Origin of the sequence: Nocardia sp. NPDC005998 (genome assembly GCF_040614395.1) — a bacterium.
GTDB lineage: Bacteria > Actinomycetota > Actinomycetes > Mycobacteriales > Mycobacteriaceae > Nocardia.
Map to the genome: position 1 here is coordinate 59374 of NZ_JBEXUI010000015.1, position 22716 is coordinate 82089.

At 65.4% G+C, this 22716-nt stretch carries 17 protein-coding genes; 8 read left to right on the top strand and 9 right to left on the bottom strand.

Translation table 11 applies throughout. From position 1 onward, the window contains the following. Positions 1 to 438: 438 nt before the first annotated feature. Positions 439 to 2274 (top strand): acyl-CoA dehydrogenase, encoded by a 1836-nt coding sequence (locus tag ABZ293_RS21350; protein WP_355183290.1) that lies wholly within the window; start codon positions 439 to 441, stop codon positions 2272 to 2274. A gap of 66 nt (positions 2275 to 2340) precedes the next feature. On the opposite strand, the gene ABZ293_RS21355 is transcribed toward ABZ293_RS21350, so the two are convergent. Next, entirely contained in the window at positions 2341 to 3465 is a 1125-nt protein-coding gene (locus ABZ293_RS21355) for a GGDEF domain-containing protein (protein WP_355183090.1), read from the bottom strand. Positions 3466 to 3761: 296 nt separating this feature from the next. On the opposite strand from ABZ293_RS21355, the gene ABZ293_RS21360 reads away from it, so the two are divergent. Continuing rightward, a complete protein-coding gene (locus tag ABZ293_RS21360) occupies positions 3762 to 4868 on the top strand; it encodes a DUF4185 domain-containing protein (protein WP_355183092.1) in 1107 nt (368 codons plus the stop codon). A gap of 110 nt (positions 4869 to 4978) precedes the next feature. On the opposite strand, the gene ABZ293_RS21365 is transcribed toward ABZ293_RS21360, so the two are convergent. The 3 genes from ABZ293_RS21365 to ABZ293_RS21375 all read right to left on the bottom strand — a co-directional run bounded on the left by ABZ293_RS21365 (position 4979) and on the right by ABZ293_RS21375 (position 7706). Then, a complete protein-coding gene (locus ABZ293_RS21365) occupies positions 4979 to 5203 on the bottom strand; it encodes a hypothetical protein (protein WP_355183094.1) in 225 nt (74 codons plus the stop codon). A gap of 473 nt (positions 5204 to 5676) precedes the next feature. Then, positions 5677 to 5898: a hypothetical protein gene (locus ABZ293_RS21370; RefSeq protein WP_355183096.1), complete on the bottom strand. Its 222-nt coding sequence runs from the start codon at positions 5896 to 5898 to the stop codon at positions 5677 to 5679. Positions 5899 to 6032: 134 nt separating this feature from the next. Further along, a complete protein-coding gene (locus tag ABZ293_RS21375) occupies positions 6033 to 7706 on the bottom strand; it encodes a VanW family protein (RefSeq protein WP_355183098.1) in 1674 nt (557 codons plus the stop codon). Positions 7707 to 9547: 1841 nt separating this feature from the next. On the opposite strand from ABZ293_RS21375, the gene gnd reads away from it, so the two are divergent. Next, positions 9548 to 10579: a phosphogluconate dehydrogenase (NAD(+)-dependent, decarboxylating) gene (gene gnd, locus ABZ293_RS21380; RefSeq protein ID WP_355183100.1), complete on the top strand. Its 1032-nt coding sequence runs from the start codon at positions 9548 to 9550 to the stop codon at positions 10577 to 10579. Between the two features lie 445 nt (positions 10580 to 11024). After that, on the top strand, positions 11025 to 11825 hold the full coding sequence (gene prcB, locus ABZ293_RS21385) for a proteasome subunit beta (protein WP_355183102.1): 801 nt from the start codon (positions 11025 to 11027) through the stop codon (positions 11823 to 11825). 197 nt (positions 11826 to 12022) lie between these two features. On the opposite strand, the gene ABZ293_RS21390 is transcribed toward prcB, so the two are convergent. Further along, on the bottom strand, positions 12023 to 13339 hold the full coding sequence (locus tag ABZ293_RS21390; RefSeq protein WP_355183104.1) for an acetyl-CoA C-acetyltransferase: 1317 nt from the start codon (positions 13337 to 13339) through the stop codon (positions 12023 to 12025). A gap of 237 nt (positions 13340 to 13576) precedes the next feature. Here ABZ293_RS21390 and ABZ293_RS21395 point away from each other — a divergent pair, with 237 nt between their 5' ends. Next, a complete protein-coding gene (locus ABZ293_RS21395; RefSeq protein WP_355183106.1) occupies positions 13577 to 14935 on the top strand; it encodes a 3-oxoacyl-ACP reductase in 1359 nt (452 codons plus the stop codon). Then, positions 14935 to 15801 carry a MaoC/PaaZ C-terminal domain-containing protein gene (locus tag ABZ293_RS21400; protein ID WP_355183108.1) on the top strand — a complete coding sequence of 289 codons (867 nt, stop codon included), beginning with the start codon at positions 14935 to 14937 and terminating at the stop codon, positions 15799 to 15801. Before ABZ293_RS21395 ends, ABZ293_RS21400 begins: the two co-directional genes overlap by 1 nt. A 291-nt stretch (positions 15802 to 16092) precedes the next feature. Here the strand turns inward: ABZ293_RS21400 and ABZ293_RS21405 are convergent, their stop codons facing one another. From ABZ293_RS21405 to ABZ293_RS21420, 4 genes are all read right to left on the bottom strand, one after another. Then, the gene (locus tag ABZ293_RS21405; protein WP_355183109.1) at positions 16093 to 17235 is read right to left on the bottom strand and encodes a DUF5685 family protein; all 1143 of its coding nucleotides are present in this window, start codon (positions 17233 to 17235) and stop codon (positions 16093 to 16095) included. Between the two features lie 238 nt (positions 17236 to 17473). Further along, entirely contained in the window at positions 17474 to 18073 is a 600-nt protein-coding gene (locus ABZ293_RS21410) for a TetR/AcrR family transcriptional regulator (protein ID WP_354956604.1), read from the bottom strand. Between the two features lie 321 nt (positions 18074 to 18394). Next, entirely contained in the window at positions 18395 to 19567 is a 1173-nt protein-coding gene (locus tag ABZ293_RS21415; protein WP_355183111.1) for a glycoside hydrolase family 3 N-terminal domain-containing protein, read from the bottom strand. 37 nt (positions 19568 to 19604) lie between these two features. Beyond that, positions 19605 to 20945 carry an ADP-ribosylglycohydrolase family protein gene (locus tag ABZ293_RS21420; RefSeq protein ID WP_355183113.1) on the bottom strand — a complete coding sequence of 447 codons (1341 nt, stop codon included), beginning with the start codon at positions 20943 to 20945 and terminating at the stop codon, positions 19605 to 19607. A 93-nt stretch (positions 20946 to 21038) separates the two neighbouring features. Between ABZ293_RS21420 and ABZ293_RS21425 the strand changes: the two genes are divergently transcribed. Then, positions 21039 to 21518: a universal stress protein gene (locus tag ABZ293_RS21425; protein ID WP_354956598.1), complete on the top strand. Its 480-nt coding sequence runs from the start codon at positions 21039 to 21041 to the stop codon at positions 21516 to 21518. A 57-nt stretch (positions 21519 to 21575) separates the two neighbouring features. Next, on the top strand, positions 21576 to 22670 hold the full coding sequence (locus ABZ293_RS21430) for an isochorismate synthase (protein WP_355183115.1): 1095 nt from the start codon (positions 21576 to 21578) through the stop codon (positions 22668 to 22670). The last annotated feature ends 46 nt before the right edge of the window (positions 22671 to 22716 follow it).

Sequence of the window (22716 nt, forward strand, 5' to 3'; positions counted from 1 at the left end):
TCCGCGAGGCCGAATGCGCACCGGCCACTCAGAACCACCTGCCACTCGAAGCAGCCCGATAACCCAACGCACAGGCCATCGCGAACCCACTGGCCATCACGAACCCACCGCCCATCGCGAACCCACCGGCCACGTCGAACTCACAGCTGCCAGCCGAACGCACCACTGCCACTCCAAGCACACAGGCCACTCAAAACCCACCAGTAACCGAACAAATCGTCTACTACGCGAACCGTAGACAGACGGCAACGTCCCTGGGTGTTTTCCGCGTCACATTGCCCGCTGGAGTCTTTGCGAGCCCATTACCGACCGGTAATATGACTCATAAGTTACCCGCGAGTAGCATGCGGAAAACCGGCATGGCTTACCCGGTGGACGACAACGGGCGGGAACGGCAACCAACCGACCGCACCAACTCAACGGAGAGTGAGTACTGACATGGGCCACTACAAGAGCAACGTCCGCGACCTGGAGTTCAACCTCTTCGAGGTACTCGGCCTCGGCACCATCCTCGACAGCGAAGCCTACGGTGACCTCGACACCGAGACCGTCAAGGAGATGCTCAACGAGGTGCGTCGCCTGGCCGAGGGTCCGCTGGCCGATTCGTTCGTCGACGGTGACCGCAACCCGCCGACCTTCGATCCCGAGACCCACACGGTCACTCTCCCCGAATCCTTCAAGAAGTCCTACCGCGCGCTGGAAGACGCGGGCTGGGCCAAGGTCGCCGTCCGCGAGGAACTGGGCGGCCTGGGTGCCCCGAGCGCCGTCGCCTGGGCACTCGGCGAGATGATCCTCGGCGCGAACCCGCCCGCCCAGATGTACGCAGCGGGTGCCGGTTTCGCGCAGGTCTTCTATAACAACGGCACCGATGAGCAGAAGAAGTGGGCCCAGATCATTGCCGAGCGCAACTGGGGCGCCACCATGGTGCTGACCGAGCCGGATGCCGGTTCCGACGTCGGCGCCGGCCGCACCAAGGCGATCCAGCAGGAGGACGGCTCCTGGCACATCGAGGGCGTCAAGCGCTTCATCACCTCGGGTGACTCCGACGACCTGTTCGAGAACATCATGCACCTGGTGCTGGCCCGCCCCGAGGGCGCTGGCCCCGGCACCAAGGGCCTGTCGCTGTTCTACGTGCCGAAGTGGCACTTCGACTTCGAGACCCAGACCCTGGGCGACCGCAACGGTGTCTTCGTCACCAATGTCGAGCACAAGATGGGCATCAAGGTCTCGGCCACCTGTGAGGTCACCTTCGGCGGCCACGGCGTGCCCGCCAAGGGCTGGCTGGTCGGCGAGGTGCACAACGGCATCGCGCAGATGTTCGACGTCATCGAGAACGCGCGCATGATGGTGGGCACCAAGGCCATCGCGACCCTGTCGACCGGTTACCTGAACGCTCTGGACTACGCCAAGCAGCGCGTCCAGGGTGCGGACCTGACCCAGATGACCGATAAGGCCGCTCCCCGCGTCACCATCACCCACCACCCGGATGTGCGTCGCAGCCTGGCCCTGCAGAAGGCCTACGCCGAGGGTCTGCGCGCGATCTACCTCTACACCGCCGCGCACCAGGATGCCGATATCGCGCAGCTGGTCTCGGGTGCGGATGAGGATGTGGCCTTCCGGGTCAACGATCTGCTGCTGCCGATCGTCAAGGGTGTCGGCTCCGAGCGGGCCTACCAGTACCTGACCGAATCGCTGCAGACCTTCGGTGGCTCCGGCTTCCTGCAGGACTACCCGATCGAGCAGTACATCCGCGACGCGAAGATCGACTCGCTGTACGAGGGCACCACCGCCATCCAGGCGCAGGACTTCTTCTTCCGCAAGATCGCCCGTGACCGCGGCGTGGCACTGGCCCATGTGGCCGGTCAGGTGCAGAAGTTCATCGACTCCGAGGCGGGTAACGGTCGCCTGAAGGGCGAGCGCAAGCTGCTGGCCACCGCGCTCGAGGATGTCCAGGCCATGGCCGCCACCCTGACCGGGCACCTGATGGGCGCTCAGGAGCACCCGTCGGAGCTGTACAAGGTCGGTCTCGGCTCGGTGCGCTTCCTGATGGCGGTCGGCGACCTGCTGATCGGCTGGCAGCTGCTGCGTGGCGCCGAGGTCGCCATCAAGGCCCTCGACAATGGCGCCACCGGTGCCGATGAGGCGTTCTACAAGGGCAAGGTGGGCGTCGCGCAGTTCTTCGCCCGCAATGTGCTGCCCGAGCTGACCGCGACCCGCGCCATCCTGTCGAACCTGGACAACGACATCATGGAGCTGGACGAAGCGGCGTTCTGATCCGATAGCATTCGGACACAGGCGAATACGAACAACGGCGGCCCGGAGCGATCCGGGCCGCCGTTGTCATTCGCCGCGACGCGACAGATCTCGCCGCGGGGTGGGCGCGGCGTCCGGAATGTGGATCGGGGGCTCGGCCAGCACAACGGCATTGCCGCCCAACTGTTTCGCCTCGTACATCGCGGAGTCCGCGCAGCGCAACAGCAGCTGGGGCCGACCGGTATCCGCACCGCCCGCACAGACGGCGACACCGATGCTGGCCGTGATGACGACGGGCACCCCGGCCGCCGCTTCGACGGCGCGACGCAACCTCTCGGCGGTGGCGAGCGCACCGTCACGATCGAGTTCGCCGACCACCGCGAACTCCTCGCCGCCGGTGCGGGCGACGATGGCGTCGGGATCGACGACCGCCCGCAAGCGCTCGGCCGTCGAGGCGAGCACCTGGTCGCCGACGATATGACCGAATGTGTCGTTGACCGACTTGAAGCGGTCCAGATCGAGGGCGATCACCGATAGACACTGCCGATGCCGGGAGCGGTACAGGTAATAGTCGAGACCGCGCCGATTCAGCAGCATTGTCAGCGGATCCGACAGCACGTCGGTGCGCAGCACCCAATAGCAGAATTGCAGCCCGGGCAGCACCACGACGATGGCCGCCATCATGATCAGCACCATGGCCGCCGCCAGCGGTATATCGCCACCCGCGGAATCGGTCACCACATAACCGGCGAGGATCCCGATGGAGAGCAATGACCACGCGGCGTGCGCGGCCAGCGCCCGCGGACTGTGGAAGAACGTGATGTAGGCCCCGGTCACCACCAGCAGCATCGCGCTCAATGCTGCGTACAGCCGATCGCGGTCCACCAGACAGGACGCGGTGATGGCGATATCCGCCCAGGTGCACAGGGCCAATGAGGTGAGTGCACGCGGCCACGGAAACAACCACCAGCGCACCGTCCATACCGCCGCGGTGAACCCCGCGAATGCGAAGATCGCACGATCGACCGTTCCCGATGGACCGGCGGGCGACAGCGACATCAACATATTGATCAGCAGCATCACCGCGCCGCCCGCACCGATGATGAATTTGACCGGACCTAGGGCGAAATGCGATTCCAACGTCCGCACGAGCCAGCGGTAGTGCACCGGATCGTGCCACCAACTGCGAAGCGTTGCGCGACTATCACCCATGAGCCACCGCCTAGCGTTCACCAATCCTGCCGGATGTAATGGAACAGCTGTGCCCTCGCGAGCGATGCGGCAAACCGTCATAAATCGAGCGACCGAGCCCCGCCGTCGAAGAAGCTGTATCGGGCGACCTATGGTCGCCAGCGGTGACAGGTCGGCCACTCCCGAAGCCCCGTCTCCTGATGATCTTCAGTGTAGCTATCGGCTGGCGTCCGACTCCACATCAAACGCGTTCGGACATGGGGGCGAGAACCGGGCACAATGGCCGGGCAGACCGCGCGCAAGAAGGGATCGTCCGGATGAATCGATCGCTGTCCGCACTCACCAGAGCCGGTGTCCTCGCCGCCGCACTCTCGGTCGCATTGGCCGGACCGGCCGTCGCCGACCCGAATATCGTGATCCCCATTCCCGGCATCAACCCCATCCCCGGCATCAACGGCCAGCCGCGCGGGCTACCACGCTTACCGGGAGTGACCCAGGCGGTCTTCCAGATGACCGGCATGGACAGCCCAAATCGCACCCAGAACGTCAATGTGCTCGGCACCGACCTCGGCATCATGTGGGACGACGGCAACGGACGGATGCTCACCGCCTTCGGCGACAGTGCCGGCCTCGGCTTCCCCAATCTGCTCGTCGGCAGTGTGTGGGCCTGGAGCAGCCAGGTCCTGTTCAGCAGCACCACCAAGGATCCGGCACAGGGGATTTCGTTCGACGGCGTGGTGAGCAACAATCCGCTGCCCAGTCCGAAGATTCCCGGCATCGAGATCAGTCTCATTCCGACAGCGGGCATTTCGGTCGGCGGCGTGCAGTACCTGAGTCTGATGTCGGTGGCCAGCTGGGGTGAACACGGCAAGTGGGAAACCAACTTCTCCACTCTTGCCGCCTCGGCTGACGGGGGTCGGAGCTGGGCACCGCTGACCACCACCCGACGCGCGAATGTGGACGGGTATCAGAACTTTCAGCAGAACGCCTTCCTGAAGGACGACGGCTACGTCTACCGCTACGGCACGGCCGCGGGGCGGCAGCATCCCGGATTCGTCTCGCGCGCACTGGAAGCCGATATCGCTGACATCGATCGCTACGAGTACTGGGACGGCACCGAGTGGAAGCCGGATGCCAAGGTCGCCGCACCGATCGTCGATGGTGTCGCCGAGCTGTCGGTGATGTGGAACGACCATCTGGGTAAATTCATCATGCTCACGACGGATTCGACCAATTCGGTGGTCTTGCGCAGTGCAGAGAAGCCGGAGGGGCCGTGGAGCGAGCCGCAGGTGCTCGTCGATGGGCCCACGCTGCCGAGCGCCTATGCGCCGATGATCTTCCCGTATCAGACCGGGCGTGACCTGTACTTCTTACTGTCGGTGTACAACCAGTACAACGTGCTGCTCATGCGAACGCCGCTGTAAGATGCGGGCGCCGAGTGGATTCAGGCCACATTCGTTCGCGACCCGGCGCCGGGTCCGCAAAAGCAAAGTGCCTCACCTCATTTCGAGGTGAGGCACTTCCAAGCATCCGATTACTGCGTCTTGGCGCCTGTCGAGCCGGTGGACAGCGCTTTCACCAGATCGGTGACCGCCGAGCTGGAACCGGTCCCATTCGGGCTCGGCTCGCCGGGGGCGATGGTTCCGATCGGCTCCAGGACGATGCCTTCATCGACAGCCGCCGATGCAATACCCGAACCGACCAGGAGAATGCCCGCGGTCGCCGCGAAGGCGACACCGAGCACGCGCAGTTTGCTCATTTAGAACTTCCCTTTGAACCCATGGAGAAATATTCAGCCGGTAACCGATTATTACCGACTGAAAGAAGTTTCATCACCGCACGGAGAGGCGACAAGCCCCTGAGATTGTGGGCGGATCGATCCGATTTGCCAAACTGTTGCTGATTCACTCGAATCGAAATCCCCGCAACACGATTCCACGGGAACGCGTTACCGAAACCGAACCAGAGTGGCGATATAGCTGTCGAGTCGCACCACCGCGCCGTACCTGGTACGAAGGGCCCGGCACCGCCGAATTCACCAGGCAGGTTCGGATCCTGTTGTGCAGCATTCCAAATGGAATGAAGTGACACAGCCCGATGCGCATCGGTCGCCTACTGTGATTACCCAGCTATTCGCAGATCGAGCTGAGATCATTTTCACGTGACTTCGGCGTAACATACACGCCCACTGGACGATTGGTCGCGAACGCAGGTCGATGGCGCGACACCTGGTCAGTTCGCGTTTGCGATGTGGGTTTCGATCGGTTGGGCGAGGGCGTTGCCGGGGTGGGGTGATTCGGCTCCGTCGAGGATGGAGTCGAGTAGTTCGGCGGCGTCCAGGGTAGGGCGGAACGCCTGCTCGCGGGCGCTGGCGACGACCGCGTAGATGACGGTCGCATAGATGCGTGAGTGCGGGGCGGTGAGTTGTCGGCCGCTGCGTTCCACTTGGCGCAATAGGGTTTCCACGGCATCTAAAGGCCCACGAGGATCGCGCCGCACAAACGCGCCTTCGCCTTGACGCATATCTACTGATTGCCTCGCACAGGCTGCAAGCTATGCGAGGCAGTCACGCGCGACAGCGCGGCGAGTTACTCGCACTTGACGACTGGAATGGGGTCGTATTTGACGGTGCGGGTGGTGCGGGAGATTTCGCGGCCGGTTTTGCGGTCGGTAATGACTCGGGTGTCGGAGATGGTGAAGCCGGGGGCGCCTTCGGTGGCGATGCAGTCCTTGCCCTTGGGGAGTTTGATGGTGGTTGGTTCGGTGGGCTTGGTCTTTTCGCCGGTGATGGATTCGACGTTGACGGTCTTGGTGCCCCAGAGGCGGACGGTCACCTCGGAGTCGGTGGTCGAAGTCTCGATGTAGACGCCGGTTTGGCCGGTATTGCGGAATTTGAGGTCGATGGCGCCGTCGAAGACGGTGGCCTCGCGTGCCGCGGGATAGCGCGAGATGTAGTAGCTGTGTTCGGTGTGCCCCGCGTCCTCCATGCCCGCGAAATAGGCGGCGTTGTAGAGGGTGGTGGCGAATTGGCTGATGCCGCCGCCGACCGCGGTGCTCGGTCGGCCGTGGTCGATAATGCCGGATTCGACGTAGCCTTCGGCGGTGCCGCGGGGGCCGGTGAAGTCGTTGAGTGAGAAGGTGTCGCCCGGCTTGACGATGGCGCCGTTCACCTTCTGAGCGACCACGCGGATGTTCACGCCGGACGGGCCGCTGAAGCCGCTCGTGGTGAACTGCCCCATCATCTCGGTGACGCCGAGTGCGTTCGCGGCCTCGGTGGTGAGCTTGGGGTCGACCTTTTCATAGACGGCCTGCGCTGTGCGCTCCTGCGGCGCGACCACCAGAGTGGGCAACAGCTCCAATGTCTTCGCCCAATTGATCTTGTCGCCGATAATGGCCGGAACCACGGTGGGTTTCGCCCCGGTCAGCGCGAAGGTCGCGTCCTTGGCCTCGACTTCCGACGGTGCCAGCTGCGGGCCGAGCACACCCTGCGCCACATCCTGTTTGAAGCTCGCGGCGAGTCCGCCCTGGCCGTCGGGCGTGAAGGACAGCAGGGACGCGATCTGCTCCGGTTCCAGCCTGCCGGTCGCATTGTTCTTGCCCGCGAAGACAATCGGTGCGCGCACTGCAGGTTCGGCGATCTCGTGCAAGGCCCGTTCGACCGCCTCCGCGCGCACGGCGATCGGCGCTGCAGTCTCCGGAAGATCGAGCAGCGCACCGCGATACCAGTTGTCGATGAGCGCGATACGTGCGGCGGGAACATCGAGGATGCGGCCCGGCACCGGCGGCACCGCGACCGGGCGGGCGCCATCGAAGGCAATGGTGCCCTCGACCGTCGGACGGTCGTGCACGCGCAGCGCGGTGAGCTGGGCATCCAGCGCATTGCCGTCGACAGTGCTCGCGACCGGCACGGTATGCGTGGTGAACAGCGAGGTCAGTCGGGTGACCGGATTGAGCGGCTGGGGACCGATGTTGGTCCAGGTGGTATCCCAATCAATTGCCAGGCCAGCGGTTTTGGGCGTCAGCCTGGTCTGCACATCGCCGATCTGCAGCGGAAGCTCCTGATCAGCGCGCGACCCGAGTGCGGTACGAAGTTCCGCATCCGCCGCCCCCGTATCCTTGCCGCCGATATCAATACCGGCGACCACAACCCCACGCGGCACATGCCCCGAGGAAAACACCAGGTCCGCAACATAAGCCAGCCCCGCCGCCACGACAAACGCACCAATCCCGATGCCGATCCGCTTGACGATCGGTGATTTCAACCCACCCGGCTGCACCGGTCTCTCGGGCGCCGGCCGCCCCTGCCAACGCGCATCAGCCCCCGAAGGCCCGCCCCCCTCGGACGGTCTTACATTCGCTCTTCGAGCAGTCCGCAGCGGCGTAGTCGGCATGGAATCACCGACCCACTCCCCCGCCAGTTGCCCCGCATCGACCTGATGCGATGGCGATTGACGTTCGGCCAACGACTGATGCTGGGCCACTGTCTGCTCGGCCGCCGACTCGTACTCCGTCACCGATTGATGCGACGCAGGCCGATGCGGGGTCGACGCGGCCTGAGGCTGATATTCGGCCCCCGCCTGATGCGGTGGCGCCGACTGAAGCTGCGCAGCTGAATGATGTTCCGCCGCCGATTGATATTCGGCTGCCACCCCATACTGCACCGCCGAATACCCCGGTTCGGTCTGCTGCTCGGGCGACTGGGGCTGATATGCGGCCGCCGATTGATGCTGCTGCGAGGACTGATGCTGTGCAGCCGCCTCATGCTGGCCGACCTCATGAGGCAGAACCGTGCGCGGCGGCGGTGGTTGATGCCGCGCCAGCTGCTCGGTCGCCGACTCGTGCTCCGACACCGACTGATGTGGCACGGACCGATGCTCGAGCGCCTCCGGGTGGGCCTGATACTCGACACCTGCTTGATACTCAGCTGCGGAATGATGTTGCGCCGCTGATTGATACTCGGCTGCCGCCCCATGCCGAGTAGCCGAATGGCGCGGCTCAGCCTGTTGCTCGGGTGAGTGCGGCTGATATGCCGCTGCCGAATGATGCTGCTGCGAGGACTGATGTTGAGCAGCCACCTCATACGAGCCGACCTCGTGATGCGGAACCGTACGCGGTGGTGGCTGATGCCGCGCCACCGACTGCTGCTCGGACGCCGAATCGTACTGCGCCGCTGACTGATGCGGCACCGGTGGATACGAGGGTGACTCATGCTGAAGCGCATACGCGTCTGCCGACCGGTGCTCGGCTGCCGGATCCTGGGGCACCGACCGATGCTGGGCTACCGACTGGTACTCGGACGCCGATTGATGTGGGGCCACCGACTGATGCTGCGTTGCCGAATGATGTTGTGCCGCAGGCTGGTAGTCGGCTGCTGACTCGAACTCCGCCGCCGAATGATGCGGTGCTGAGCGATGCTGGGGCGACTCGGGCTGCGGCTGATGTGGTGTCGCCGACTGATTCAGCGCCCAGGACTGATGTGAGCCCGGCGCTCGGTGCGGGACCGTGGGCGGCGGAGAAGGCTGATGCTGTGCGGCCATCCGACCCGGATCCGCCGCCCGATTCGGATCCATCCCCCGGCTCGGATCCGCTGCCCGATTCGGGTCCGCCCAATTCGGGTCCGTCACCCGGCTCGGATCCCCACCCTGAGTCGGGTCCGTCTGGTAGGCGTCCGATGCGTGCTGCGGACTCGGTGACTGAGGAGCGGGGCGGGGTGGCGGGGGCTGGTCGGGAGCGGATCTAGCCGAGTCGAGGAACTGTCTGAGTCCGACCTCACCGTTTTCGTGTCGGCCGCGTCGCCCAGTGCTCGATTCGCCCGTCACGAACCGTCCTCCCCGCTCGATTGAAAGGAGCTCGCACGGTGCGAGTCTCCGCCAACGATAGTGGTCGCCACCGACGTCGGCAGCACAGCACGGTCCAAGAGCAAATCCCGTGCAACGGACCGCGCCACACATGGAAGGGCCCCGCGTAGTTGCCGGGTCGGGGGTCTGGCAACTACGCGGAGCCAACCCGTTTATCGGTGCAACGCAGCGCGCGTTACACCCGCGCGAGACAATGAGCAGAACTCTCACCACCAGGGCCCGAAGCGACAAGGGAGATGGATGGAATGCAGCTGGGAATGATCGGCCTGGGTCGGATGGGCGCCAATATCGTGCGCCGGATCGTCAAGAACGGACACACCGCCGTCGGCTACGAACGCAAACCCAAGAACACCATCGCACTCGCCGAGGAACTGGGCAGTGACAGTTTCCAGGGCACCACCGACCTGAAAGACTTCATATCCAGGCTGGAGACGCCGCGGGTGGTCTGGGTAATGATCCCGGCCGCGGTGACCGGTCGGGTCATCGATGAGGTCGCTGACCTGCTCGAACCCGGCGACATCATCATCGACGGCGGCAACAGCCGCTACCACGACGACATCGCCCGCGCCGCCGCACTCAAACCCAAGGGCATCCACTATGTGGACATCGGCACCTCGGGCGGCGTATTCGGCCTGGCCCGCGGCTTCTGCCTGATGATCGGCGGCGAGGCCGAGCCGGTGGCGCATCTGGACCCGCTGCTGAAGTCCATCGCGCCCGGAGTCGAGGCAGCCGAGCGTACCCCGGGCCGCACCGGCGAGCCCTCACCTGCCGAGCAGGGCTATCTGCACTGCGGTCCGGCCGGTGCTGGCCATTTCGTGAAGATGGTGCACAACGGCATCGAATACGGCGCGATGGCGGCCTACGCCGAGGGTCTGAACATTCTGCACAAGGCGAATATCGGCGCGGATCACGACACGGCGGCCTCGGCCGAGGAGACCCCGCTCGAACATCCGGAGTGGTACCGATACGACATCGACGTGCCCGAGGTCACCGAGGTGTGGCGGCGCGGTTCGGTGGTCGCTTCCTGGTTGCTGGACCTGACCGCGAGCGAGCTCTACACCGATCCGACCCTCGCGTCCTTCGACGGCCGGGTATCGGACTCCGGCGAGGGACGCTGGACTCTCGACGCCGCGATCGATACCGGCGTCCCCGCACCGGTGCTCGCGGCCGCGCTGTTCGCACGGTTCTCCTCACGCGGGGAGGCGCTGTACGCGGACAAAATGCTCTCGGCCATGCGGAAGGCCTTCGGCGGACATGAGGAGCTGCCCCCGAAGTAGCCGCCGAGAACAATACAAACCCTCCGTCTCAGACAGAACTGGGTTGTTTGCGAACCATGGCCTTCGCCTGTCCGATGGCGACTCACGCCAGGCCTGATCCATTGGCCGAACGCGGACTCGACCCACACTGGGCCGGGTCCATTGACCGAACACAGGCTCGACCCACACGGGGCCGGGTCCATTGACCGAACACGGACTCGACCCACACGGGGCCGGGGCCAACGACCGAACCAGGCTCGACCCACACCAGGCCGGGTCCATTGACCGAACACAGGCTCGACCGACACCGAACCCAGCCCGACAACCGAACACGAACTCAACTCACACCAGCCCCGGTTCTATAACCGAACACTGACTCCACCCACACCTGGACTGGTCCGATACGTCGCCGTCCGTGGGAGTTCGGTGCGCTGACGCCTGGGGCGGAAGTCGTTACGGTGGAGAGATGGAGTTCGCGACGTCTTCCTTCTCCGAGAGCCTGCGCCGATACGCCCCAGAACTCTTGCCCAGCAGCAATTTCGGCAATGCCACGGTGAACGGCCGGGACATCGCGCCACACGGCACCACGATTGTGGCCGTCGCCTATCGCGGCGGTGTGCTGCTCGCCGGTGATCGGCGCGGCACCATGGGAAATCTGCTGGCCAGCCGGGATATGGAGAAGGTGTTCATCACCGACACCTATTCGGCGGCGGGTTTCGCGGGCACGGTGGGCATGGCCATCGAGATGATCCGGCTGTTCGCCGTCGAGCTCGAACACTACGAGAAGATCGAGGGTGTCGGGCTGACATTCGAGGGCAAGGCGAACAAGCTGTCGAAGATGGTGCGCGACAATCTGCCTGCCGCACTGCAGGATATGGCGGTGGTCCCGGTTCTGGTCGGCTACGACCTGAGCGCCACCGATCCAGAGAAGGTCGGACGGATCTTCTCCTACGATGTCGTCGGCGGTCGCAGCGAGGAGCGGTTCGGCTACACCGCGGTGGGCTCCGGTTCACTGTTCGCGAAGTCCTCGCTGAAGAAGACCTACAGCCGCGGTATCGATGAGGACGCGGCGCTGCGGATCACCGTCGAATCGCTCTTCGACGCCGCCGAGGACGACACCGCCACCGGCGGACCGGATCTCACCCGGGGCATCTATCCGACCGTGATCGTCATCAATTCCGATGGCGCCGTGGAGGTTCCCACGGACCGACTGGCCGAGATCACCCGCGGGCTGGTCGAGCGTCGTGCCGCGGCGGCACATGATTGAACGCCAGGGGTGGTATTCGGTCGTGGAAACGACCGAATACCACCCTGTCTCGTGCCTGCTCGAAGGCGACAGCTGATCTCGTCAGCACATGGGTAACTCATCGGGGACGGGCTAACCCAGCCACCGTCTGCCCGCCACACGCCAACGCCACGGTCGTAGCACTCGAAGTCTGGCGCCTAAATATTCGGGGAGGCGGGTCAGCGCTCCAGGATCGCGACGACGCCCTGGCCGCCAGCGGCACAGATGGAGATCAGCGCGCGGCCGGATCCCTTCTCCGCCAGCATCTTCGACGCGGAGGCGACGATGCGGCCGCCGGTCGCGGCGAACGGGTGACCCGCGGCGAGCGAGGAACCGTTGATATTGAGCTTGCTGCGATCGATCGAACCGAGCGCGCCGTCCAGGCCGAGGCGCTCCTTGCAGTACTGATCCGACTCCCACGCCTGCAGAGTGGCGAGCACGACCGAGGCGAAGGCCTCGTGGATCTCGTAGTAGTCGAAGTCCTGCAGGGTCAGGCCGTTTCGGGCCAGCATGCGCGGCACCGCGTAGGTGGGCGCCATCAGCAGCCCGTCGGGGCCGTGGATGTAATCGACCGCGGCGACCTCGGAGTCGACCAGATGCGCGAGCACCGGCAGGTTGTGCTCGGCGGCCCATTCGTCGCTGGACAGCAGTACCGCGGAGGCGCCGTCGGTGAGCGGGGTGGAATTACCGGCGGTCATGGTGGCACCGCCTGCCTTGACCCCGAAGACCGGCTTCAGGGTGGCCAGCTTCTCGATGGTCGAGCCGGGACGCAGGTTGTCATCGCGGGTCAGGCCGAGGAACGGGGTGATCAGGTCGTCGAAGAAGCCGCGGTCGTAGGCGGCGGCCATATTCTTGTGCGACAGGTAGGCCAGTTCGTCCTGGGCCTCGCGTGAAATGCCGAATTCCTTGGCGGTAATGGCGGCGTGCTCACCCATGGACAGCCCGGTGCGCGGTTCGGCATTGCGCGGGATTTCGATGCCGAGCATGCCGGGGCGCAGCTGGCCGACCAGCTTGAGGCGGTCCTTGGTGGTCTTGGCGCGGTTCGCGTCGAGCATCCACTCGCGCATCGCATCGCTGACCCCAATTGGGGCGTCAGACGTGGTGTCGGTGCCGCCGCCGATACCGACCTCGATGCGTCCGGCGGCGATCGCGTCACCGACGGTGACAACCGCCTGCAGGCCGGTACCGCAAGCCAATTGGAGGTCGTGGGCCGGGGTGTACGGCGACAGCTTGCTGCCGAGCACGCTCTCGCGGACCATGCCGTGCTCGCCGACGCGCTTGAGCACCGCGCCGCCGACGACCATGCCGAGGCGTTCGCCCTGCAGGCCGAACCGGCTGACCAGCCCGTCCAGCGCGGCGGTGAACATGTCCTGGTTCGAGGCGTGGGCATAGGCCTTATCGGAGCGGGCGAACGGAATCCGGTTGCCGCCCACGATGGCGATCGGGCGCGGGGCCTTCTTTGCCGTGCTCTTCGCTGAACGGGCTTTGGTTGTCACTCGAGTCTCCAAGGTCTCGTCGGGTGCCCGGTGGGCCGTTCGGCACGGAAGTGTCCGCGCAGATCGGCGCCCCGTCGCGGTTGGTTTACTTTAAACTTACTCTGGAGTAAGTTTATTGTCGACCGTACCCCCGGAAGTCTGCGTAAATTCGCGCCGGGGCATGTAGTGAGCGAGCAGACCATTCGGCAGCGCGCGAGCCGAAACCACGACACACGAGACACGGAAAAGGGAGAAACAGTGGCAGTCAGCAAGAGCAAGGGTGCTCCCAACCTCTACGGATCGTTCGTACACTCCGCTCCGGGTCAATTCCTGGCGAGCAAGCTCGGCTTGCCGCAGCCGGAGAACCTGCGTCGCTACCGGGCCGGTGAGCCACCGCTGCCCGGTCCGGTACTGCTCGGCGGCAAGGGCCGGGTCGCGGAACCCGTGCGCACCCTGCTGTCGGACTACACCTTCGCCGACGCGCCCGCCGCCGGGCAGAAGTACGGCGCGCTGGTGTTCGACGCGACCGGCGTCGGCTCGATCGAGGATCTGTCGCAGCTGTTCGAATTCTTCCAGCCCGCCATGCGCAGCATTGCCGCATCCGGTCGCATCGTGGTCATCGGCACCACGCCCGAGCTGACCGCGAGCGTCGACGAGCAGATCGCCCAGCGCGCGCTCGAGGGCTTCACCCGCAGCGTCGCCAAGGAACTGCTGCGCGGCGCCACCGCCCAGCTGGTGTACCTGCATCCGGAGGCGTCCGCGACCGCGTCCGGACTGGAATCCACGCTGCGCTTCCTGCTTTCGGCCAAGTCGGCATTCGTCGACGGTCAGGTCATCCGGGTCGGCAAGGCCGATGCGGTGGCCCCGGCCGCGTGGGACAAGCCGCTCGACGGCAAGGTCGCCGTGGTCACCGGCGCCGCGCGCGGCATCGGCGCGACCATCGCCGAGGTATTCGCCCGCGACGGCGCGACCGTGATCGTCGCCGATATCCCGGCCGCCGGTGAGGCCCTGTCGGCCACCGCGAACAGGGTCGGCGGCACCGCGCTCGCACTCGATGTGACCGCGTCGGACGCCGCGGAGAAGTTGGCCGAATTCGCCACCGAGCGCTTCGGCGGCATCGATATCATCGTGCACAACGCGGGCATCACCCGTGACAAACTGCTCGCCAATATGGACGAGGGCCGCTGGAAGTCGGTCATCAACGTGAATCTCGCCGCACCGCACCGCATTACCGAGGGGCTGGTGGCGCGTGGCGCGCTGAAGGAAGGCGGCCGCGTGATCGACGTTTCCTCCATCGCGGGCATCGCGGGCAACCGCGGCCAGACCAACTACGGCGCCTCCAAGGCCGGTGTCATCGGCATGGTCAATGCCGAGGCGCCGAAGCTGGCCGAGAAGGGCATCACCATCAACGCGGTCGCGCCCGGCTTCATCGAAACCGCCATGACCGCGGCCATTCCGCTGGCCACCCGCGAGGCGGGTCGTCTGATGAGCTCGCTGCTGCAGGGCGGGCAGACCGTCGATGTCGCCGAGACCATCGCCTACTTCGCCAGCCCGGCGTCGAATGCGGTGAGCGGCAATGTGGTTCGGGTCTGCGGACAGAGCCTGATCGGAGCATGATGACGGAAATGATCACGCTCACCGAACCTCCCAAGAACAGCAGCCTGTTCGTCAAGGCCGCGCTGGGTGCGGTACCGGTGCCGCTGATCTCGGCACGCAAGTCGACCGTGCCCGATCGCGTCGTGCGGCTGGACGGGCTGCGGGTGGATCCGGATCACCTGGCCGCGTACTGCCGCGCAACCGGGCTGCGGTTCGGTGATTCGCTGCCGCTGACCTACCCGTTCATCCTCAGCTTCCCGCTGGCGATGCAACTGGTTGTGGCACGGGACTTTCCGTTCGTCGCGGTCGGTGCGGTGCACGCGCAGAACCTGATCGAGCGCACCCGCGAGATCTCGGTGAGCGAGCCGCTGGACTTCAAGACGCACATCGAGAACCTGCGTGAGCACCCGAAGGGGCTACTCGTGGATGCGATCACCGAGGTGAGCGTCGGCCGGGAACTGGTGTGGCGTCAGGTCACCACCTTCCTGCACCAGCAGCGCACCTCGCTCTCCGGTGAGCCGAAGCCCGAGCCGAAGCCGGAAGAGGTTCCGCCGCCGCCGATGCGGACCATTCGGGTCGATCAGAAGACGATCACCCGGTACGCGGCCGCCTCCGGTGACCACAACCCGATCCATACCTCGGCCCTGGGCGCCAAGGCCTTCGGATTCCCGAGGGCGATCGCACACGGCATGTGGTCGGCCGCGAATATCCTCGCCAATGTCGAGGGGCGGATCCCGGAAAAGGCGACCTACGCGGTCAAATTCGGCAAGCCGATTCTGCTGCCGTCCACGGTGAACGTGTACGCCGATAAGGCCGAAGGTGGCTGGGATCTGGCCTTGCTGCACCCGCAGAAGGGGTACCCGCATCTGACGGCCACCCTGCGCTGAATTCGATCGCTCGCGGAGCCGCATCCGATTTCGGATGCGGCTCCGCGCGTTTCACGATGCTCGAGTTGCGACACGTCCGTATACGAGACGATCCGCTGGTCGACCCGAGGGGTACCGCGAGTTCGCGGAGAGCTACCACGAAGTCGCGGTGGATCTCGGCGCTGTCGCCCTATCTTCAGCCTCGGGGCATTGACGGATGAGATCGTCGCCGCGTTGAACCCGGACCTCGGTCTGGCCGACTTGGTCGCGGATATCTACGAAATCGACTATCCAACTACCCGGGTGGGGTGATCAGCAGCCGCAATCGCAGCCGCAATCGCAATCGCCGCAGTCGCAACCGCAGTCACAGCAATCGCAGCAGTCGCAGCAGTCGCAGTTCTTGATCCAGGCGTCCTTGCGTTGGCCATTGCAGGGGTTGGTGTGGTCGGCGCAGCAGGCGTAGCCGGTGCAATAGACGCCGAGGACCAGTGCGAGGGCCTCGCCGATGCCGGGGCGGCGGACTGGTGGGCGCTTTTCGAAGTCGGGCGGCGGGGCCGGGTATTGCGCGGTGGCGGTGTGGCGGGACGCGTTGCAGGCGTGGGCGGTTGCGCCGATGCCGCGTCCGACTCGGCGGACCAGGGCGTGCAGTGGGTCGAGCAGCATCCAGCGGATGGTGGGGATCTGGTCCAGTTGGACCTCGGCGACCGCCTTGCGCAGCTGCGAATCGGACTGCCGCAGCAGGTCGTAGGCCTCCGGCATGGTGGTTCCGGTGGCAGCGAGTGGGTTGAAGCGACCGCGCGTCCGATCCTCATCGAAGTCCTCGACGGCATCCGTGAGGTGTGCGATTCGGCCGAAATGCCCACCGGCCTCTCGCAATGCGGCGATGTTCTCCGGACGATCGGCCAACACCGCGGTGTGGGCGAACAGTTCCGCAGCGCAGATCTGCGTCGGGGCGGTCAGATCGTCGAGAGAAATTGCGGGAGTCAGAGTTTCCAGGTGCGCCTGCGAATTGATCGCGGCAACAAGTGGTTCCACATCCAGGCCGATCAGCGACGCCTGCGATCGTGCGCGGTCCGCCCAGCGGCTCGACACCTTCGTCATCGGACGCCGGGTGAGTGCGGAGCCGTCACCGTCATCGACGTGATCGCGAATCTTGGCCGATCCCAACAACAGTGACGCGGTGGAAGCCAGTAACACCCCCGGTGAATCCGCCGCCGCCACCTCCGCCCGACGCATCCCGCGCAGCGCACACGGTCCCGCCGTGGTCCGCGCCATCGGACCCGACAGCTGCGCCTCGGTCAGCACACTCAGCACAATCGCATCGGTATTGGTCGCCGCCCGCGCCAACTGCCCATGCCCATCTCGCAGCCCCAAACACAGCCCGCACATATGCGTACGCCACTCGGCCGCATCAATCCCATACTTCTCGGCCGCATGCGAACACGGCCGCAACATCCCGAACAATTCCGCCCCGTTCCCCGACCATTCCGCCGGTCCCTACCTTTGACCACCCGCACTCTCGCAGCCCACCAACACAGCCGCAAGCCGAGCCGCCCCCACCGGCTGCCACCAAGCGAGTCGCCCGGAGATCTACCCCGGCCACCTCAATACACCCGCCGGCTGGGCGACTAACGATTTGCCTCACCAGACCCCAACGGCTCGTCTGCACCGTCCCCGCCGAACCCAGCGGCTGCTACTCGGCCTTCTTGCGGCCCGCGAGACCGCGCCAGGCCAGATCGTCTAGGAGGTCTACGGCCTCGGATACCTCGATGCGGCCGCTGGCTACTCGGTCGGCGATTGCTTCGCCTGCGCCGATGACGGCTACCGCGACGACGTCGAAGTTGGTGCCGGGTTCGGCGTGTTTTGCACTGGATTCGAGGAGTTTGGCGGTTAGTTCGATGACTCGTTCGCGGGCGTTCTCGATTTCCGAGGCGAAGGCTTGCTGGCCGATTGCCTGACGGTAGAGGACCTGCCAGGAGTTGCGGTTGCGGTCGACGAAGCCGAGGAAACCCTCGAGGGCCGTGCGGACCTGCTCATGCGGGGACAGCTGGGGGTTGCCCGCCGGTGCCACCGATTCGATAAAGCGCAGTCCCTCCCGCTGGATGCAGGCACGAAACAATTCATCCTTGGAGCCGTAGTAGAGGTACAACATCGGCTTGGAGATCTTCGCCTCGGCGGCGATCGCGTCCATCGACGTGTCGTGGAACCCCCTACGCGAGAACACCTCGACCGCGGCGTCGAGCATCTGCTGCTCACGAACCGCCCGAGGAAGTCGCTTCGTCCCGCCCGCCATTCACTCTCCTACCATGGTGAAGCTTTTATATTACTCCAAGGTAAGTTCGGCGGGTCGGATTGCGCGTTCGCAACTTCACCACGCTGGGCGACGCTGAGCTCCTTCCTTAGGACCGCGATGTCCTTGGATTTGCTGACACAGCTGTGCAACCGTCCAGCAGAGCGATACTACGGGCATCCTCCGACAACGCGGCTGTACAACATACGACGACGACCCGCAGCGGCTGCTTGCAGGTCGCCCGAAAGGGTCGGCAGCGATTACTTGCCGTCACTCGAAAGGATCGGCGGCGGCTGCTCGCCAGTCGCGCCGAAACGGCAGCAGTCAGCAGGTCTGCAGCGCACCCTTGTACCGCGCCATCCGCAGCACCGACTCGTCGACCCGAGCCGTGCTCAGCCGACCATTTGACACCGCCTGCTCCAACCGGTCCAGCACCTGGGGCACCGCATCGGTGGTGATCCAGAGCGCGCTATCCGCACCGGCGACCAGCGCGGCCTCGACCGCATCCTCGATGCTCATCCGGCTGGTGATGGCGGCCATACCGCCGAGGTCATCGGTGAAGATCGGGCCCTGGAACGGGGCGGCGCCATAGCCGGTGCCGTCGCGCAGTAGCGACATCACCTGCGGGCTGATGCTGGCGGGCACATCGGGGGTGGTCAGATCGGGTACGTCGAGGTGGCCGACCATCACGGCGGCGCCGGAATCGATGAGATTGCGGAACGGAGCCAGGTCGACACTCTGCAGCTGGGACAGTGGCGGGGTGCGCACGGCACCGGTATGCGAATCGCCCGATCCGGAACCGTGCCCCGGGAAGTGCTTCATGACCGTGCCGACACCGACCTCCTTCATGGCGCGGATGTAGGCGTCGGCGAACTCGGTGACCACTGCGGGGTCGTCGGAGAAGGAGCGGTCGCCGATCACCGAATCGTCGGGCTGGCTGCTCACATCGACATCGGGTGCGAAGTCCACGGTCACGCCCAGATCCTTCAGCGCCCGGCCACGGGTCACGGTGGCATCGTGAAACTGCTGGGCGGTCATGGTCTGGGCGGTCGCCCGAGCCGATGGCGCCGGACCGATCAGGTCCTTGGCCCGGGAGACGCGGCCGCCCTCCTCATCGATGGTCACCATCAGCGGCACCTTGGCCACCGCCTTGACCTGTTCGATCAGACCACTGCCCAGCAGTGACTTATCGGTCCATCCGCCCACGAAAATGCCGCCAACCTGGGAGTTGCGCACCACATTCGTGGCATCGTCGGCGCCGGTGACACCGACCGTCAGGAGCTGACCCAACTTCTCGCGCAACGTGAGTTTCGCGAGGTAGTCGGCATCGCAGCCGCGCTTCACCGGGCTGGTGGCGGGTGTGGTGGCACCGGTCGCAGCGCCGGTCGTGGGGCCGAGGGTCGCCGATGGCGACGGCGCGGAGCTGGAGTCGCCGCTGGAGCAGCCGGTCGCGACGGCGGCGAGGATTGCGAGCATGACGAGAGGCGTCTTTCGCATGTGTCCACGGTAGTCGGCGCGCTCGGATCGATCCGACTCAGGTAGTGCTAGCGGCGAGTCGCTGGGTCCTGCGGGCCAGGTCGGATATGCGGCTGCCGTCGTAGCCGAAGACCGCACTGTGCAGCCGGTCGTGGAACGGGTCGGTCCAGTGCGCCGGGATGGCGGTGCCGACGAGGATTCCGGCGACCGAGCCCGCGGTGGCGCCGTTGGAGTCGGTATCGCAACCACCTTGTACGGTGAGCCCGATGGTGTGGGTGAAATCGCCTGCGCCCCAAAGCAATCCGGCGGTGATGAGGCAGGCGTTCGGAACGGCGTGCACCCAGTTGTAGTGGTCGTGGCGGCGGTGGATGGCCGCGACGGCCCGCTCCCAGGACATGCCGCTATCCCGGTCCGCGATAACCTCCACGACCGCGGCGGACAACCTCGAACCTTCCGGAATGCATTGTTGGGCAATGGAAAGCGCAGACGCTACGCCGTCGGCGGTGAAGGCGGCAGCGACCAGTGCGGCCGCCCACATCGCCGCGTAGACACCGTTGCCGGTATGTGAGAGTCCGGCGTCGCGCGCGGCGAGTGCGGCAGCGCGTACCGGATCACCCGGACTGATATAGCCGAAGATATCGGCACGAATCATCGCACCGATCCACTCGCGATACGGATTTCGATACCGAGCCACCCGCGGTGGGGCCAAGCCGTTGATCAAATTGCGATAGGCGACCCGCTCCGCGGTGTAGGTCTGCAGGAACGGCAGATGCTCCAGCCACGCGTCCGCAACATCGGATCGGGTGAAATTCTTTCCGCACGTTTCCAATAGATGCAGTCCGAGCACGGTGTAATCGATATCGTCATCGCGCGGAGCTCCGTCGATACAACCCTGCACCGATACCGGCCAGCTCGGATTCAGCGGATACTCCGTCGACGGCGGCAATAATGCGGGCACATAGTCGGTCAGCGGATAGGCGCGGGCGCGTTCGAGATAGCCGCGTATTCGCGCAGGCGTCCAGACGAATCCATTCTCCAGCGGTTTACCGAGTGTGCAGCCCACGCAGCGTCCGAGCCAGCCACCGTGAATCCGCTCGAACAGTTCGGCATCGGATAAATCCGAGACCACCGACTCGATTACTTGCGACGCAGTCGGTTCGGGCAGATCCGACTCGTCATAACTCCAGCCCGGATCGCGCTCGGCGGTTTCGAGCCGGTCGAATAGCGTCCAGCACGCCGCAGGGTCGGCATGATCGGCGGTGGCGAGCGTGCGCACATCCGACTCGAACTCGGCCACCAGATAGCCCGATTCGAGCCGTTGCCGCCATTCGTAATACAGCAGCGTCCGTGGCTCGATCTCATGCCTGCCGAAGAACACCAGTTCGTTCGCATTGGACATATGCGCAGATTATCCGCGCGCGGCACACCGCGGGGCAGGCCGGTCCGGAGTAATGTTGTGGCGTAGCCATGTGACTCCCATCAGGAGGTCATCGTGCCGTGCGATCTAATGCTCATTGCCTATGACGGCTCCGAGAATGCCAAGCGCGCCATCGAATACGCAGGCCGATTTCTCTCGGCGAATAGAGCCGTGGTGCTCACCGCGTGGGAACCGATGGTGCGCCAGGCCGCTCGGCTGTCCGGACTCTCGGGTGTGATGCAGCCGGAGTGGGTCCCCGATGAGGAGATCGAGGACATCGCCTATGTCGACGCGCGCCATATCAATATCGAGGGCGTCCGCCTTGCCAAACTCGCCGGGCTCAATGCCGAGGCGCGCACCGCCGAATGCACCTCCACGATCTGGAACGCCATTGTCGAAGCCGCCGACGACCTCGACGTCGATATCATCGTGGCGGGCACCCGCGGCGCCACCGGCATTCGCGCCCTGATGCACAGCAGCGTCGCCGACGCCGTACTCAAGCACTGCCACCGTCCGGTGCTCATGGTGCCGCCCGGCAGGGAGCCGCGCCGCTGAGATTTGGATCGCTCGAGTAGCTTCGCGCGGGGTTTGCGGGGTTAGGGTCGAGGGATCATGAACGGTTTCTTGCTCGCCCAGCCCGGTGGAGTGGTCCGTGCCTCCGGGACCCGGGTCGCCTTCGACGAGGTGGCGCGGGCGGTGGCGGCGCTACGATACGGATCCGCGGAGCTGATCGTCGGGGCACTGCCGTTCGATCCGCGGAATCCGGCCGCGCTGAGCGTGCCCGAGCAGGCGCAACGCACCGTCGGGCCGTGGCGGCCCGCGGCGCTGCCCGAACTGCCCGCCGTTCGGATCATCACCGAAATACCAAGTCCGGCCGAACATGTCGCACGGGTGACGAAACTGGTCGAGCAGTTGCAGGATCCGGCGCAGCCGCTGCGCAAGGTCGTCGCCGCCCGATCGGTACTGGCCGAAGCCGATAGTGCGCTGGATCCCGAGCTGGTCGCGGGGCATCTGCTGACCAGGCATCCGCACGCGAATGTGTTCGCGGTCGATCTGACCGCCGCGGGTCGCCCCGGCGCGACACTGGTCGGCGCCACCCCGGAGGTTTTGGTCGCGCGGCACGGCGCCACCGTCACGCTGCACCCGCTCGCCGGCACGCTGCCGCGCCTGGCCGATCCGGAGGCCGATGCCGCACAGGCGCAAGAGTTGTTGTCCAGCACCAAGAATCGCGACGAGCACGCCTTCGTCATCGAATGGATCCGGGAGGTGCTCGCGCCGGTCTGTGCGGAACTGACCATCCCGGACGGCCCGCAGCTGATCAATACGCACGAGGTCTGGCATCTGGCCACCCCGATCACCGGCCGTCTGCGCGATCCCGCGACAACCGCACTCGACCTGGCCATCCTGCTGCACCCCACCCCCGCGGTGTGTGGCACACCGACCGATCTCGCGCTCGACACGATCGCCCGTATAGAAGAGGAGCGCGGCTTCTACGGTGGCGCGGTCGGCTGGTGCGATGCGCATGGCGACGGGGAATGGGTGGTCGCGATCCGAAGTGCGGAACTATCCGCCGACGGTCGTTCGATCCGCGCCTTCGCGGGCGGCGGGATCGTGGCCGCCTCGGATCCGCATGCCGAATTGGACGAGACCACCGCGAAGCTGCGCACCTTGCTGGGCAGTTTGCACTGCGCGATTCCGAGCGACTGAGATCATTCGATTCGGCTATCGGTGGGTTGACCGTATGTGATCGAGC

What these genes read in the sequence shown, in the direction of transcription:
- ABZ293_RS21350 (WP_355183290.1), top strand. Translation starts at nt 439, where the DNA reads ATGGGCCACTACAAGAGCAACGTCCGCGACCTGGAGTTCAACCTCTTC.
- ABZ293_RS21355 (WP_355183090.1), bottom strand. Translation starts at nt 3,465, where the DNA reads ATGGGTGATAGTCGCGCAACGCTTCGCAGTTGGTGGCACGATCCGGTG.
- ABZ293_RS21360 (WP_355183092.1), top strand. Translation starts at nt 3,762, where the DNA reads ATGAATCGATCGCTGTCCGCACTCACCAGAGCCGGTGTCCTCGCCGCC.
- ABZ293_RS21365 (WP_355183094.1), bottom strand. Translation starts at nt 5,203, where the DNA reads ATGAGCAAACTGCGCGTGCTCGGTGTCGCCTTCGCGGCGACCGCGGGC.
- gnd (WP_355183100.1), top strand. Translation starts at nt 9,548, where the DNA reads ATGCAGCTGGGAATGATCGGCCTGGGTCGGATGGGCGCCAATATCGTG.
- prcB (WP_355183102.1), top strand. Translation starts at nt 11,025, where the DNA reads ATGGAGTTCGCGACGTCTTCCTTCTCCGAGAGCCTGCGCCGATACGCC.
- ABZ293_RS21400 (WP_355183108.1), top strand. Translation starts at nt 14,935, where the DNA reads ATGACGGAAATGATCACGCTCACCGAACCTCCCAAGAACAGCAGCCTG.
- ABZ293_RS21405 (WP_355183109.1), bottom strand. Translation starts at nt 17,235, where the DNA reads ATGTTGCGGCCGTGTTCGCATGCGGCCGAGAAGTATGGGATTGATGCG.
- ABZ293_RS21410 (WP_354956604.1), bottom strand. Translation starts at nt 18,073, where the DNA reads ATGGCGGGCGGGACGAAGCGACTTCCTCGGGCGGTTCGTGAGCAGCAG.
- ABZ293_RS21415 (WP_355183111.1), bottom strand. Translation starts at nt 19,567, where the DNA reads ATGCGAAAGACGCCTCTCGTCATGCTCGCAATCCTCGCCGCCGTCGCG.
- ABZ293_RS21420 (WP_355183113.1), bottom strand. Translation starts at nt 20,945, where the DNA reads ATGTCCAATGCGAACGAACTGGTGTTCTTCGGCAGGCATGAGATCGAG.
- ABZ293_RS21430 (WP_355183115.1), top strand. Translation starts at nt 21,576, where the DNA reads ATGAACGGTTTCTTGCTCGCCCAGCCCGGTGGAGTGGTCCGTGCCTCC.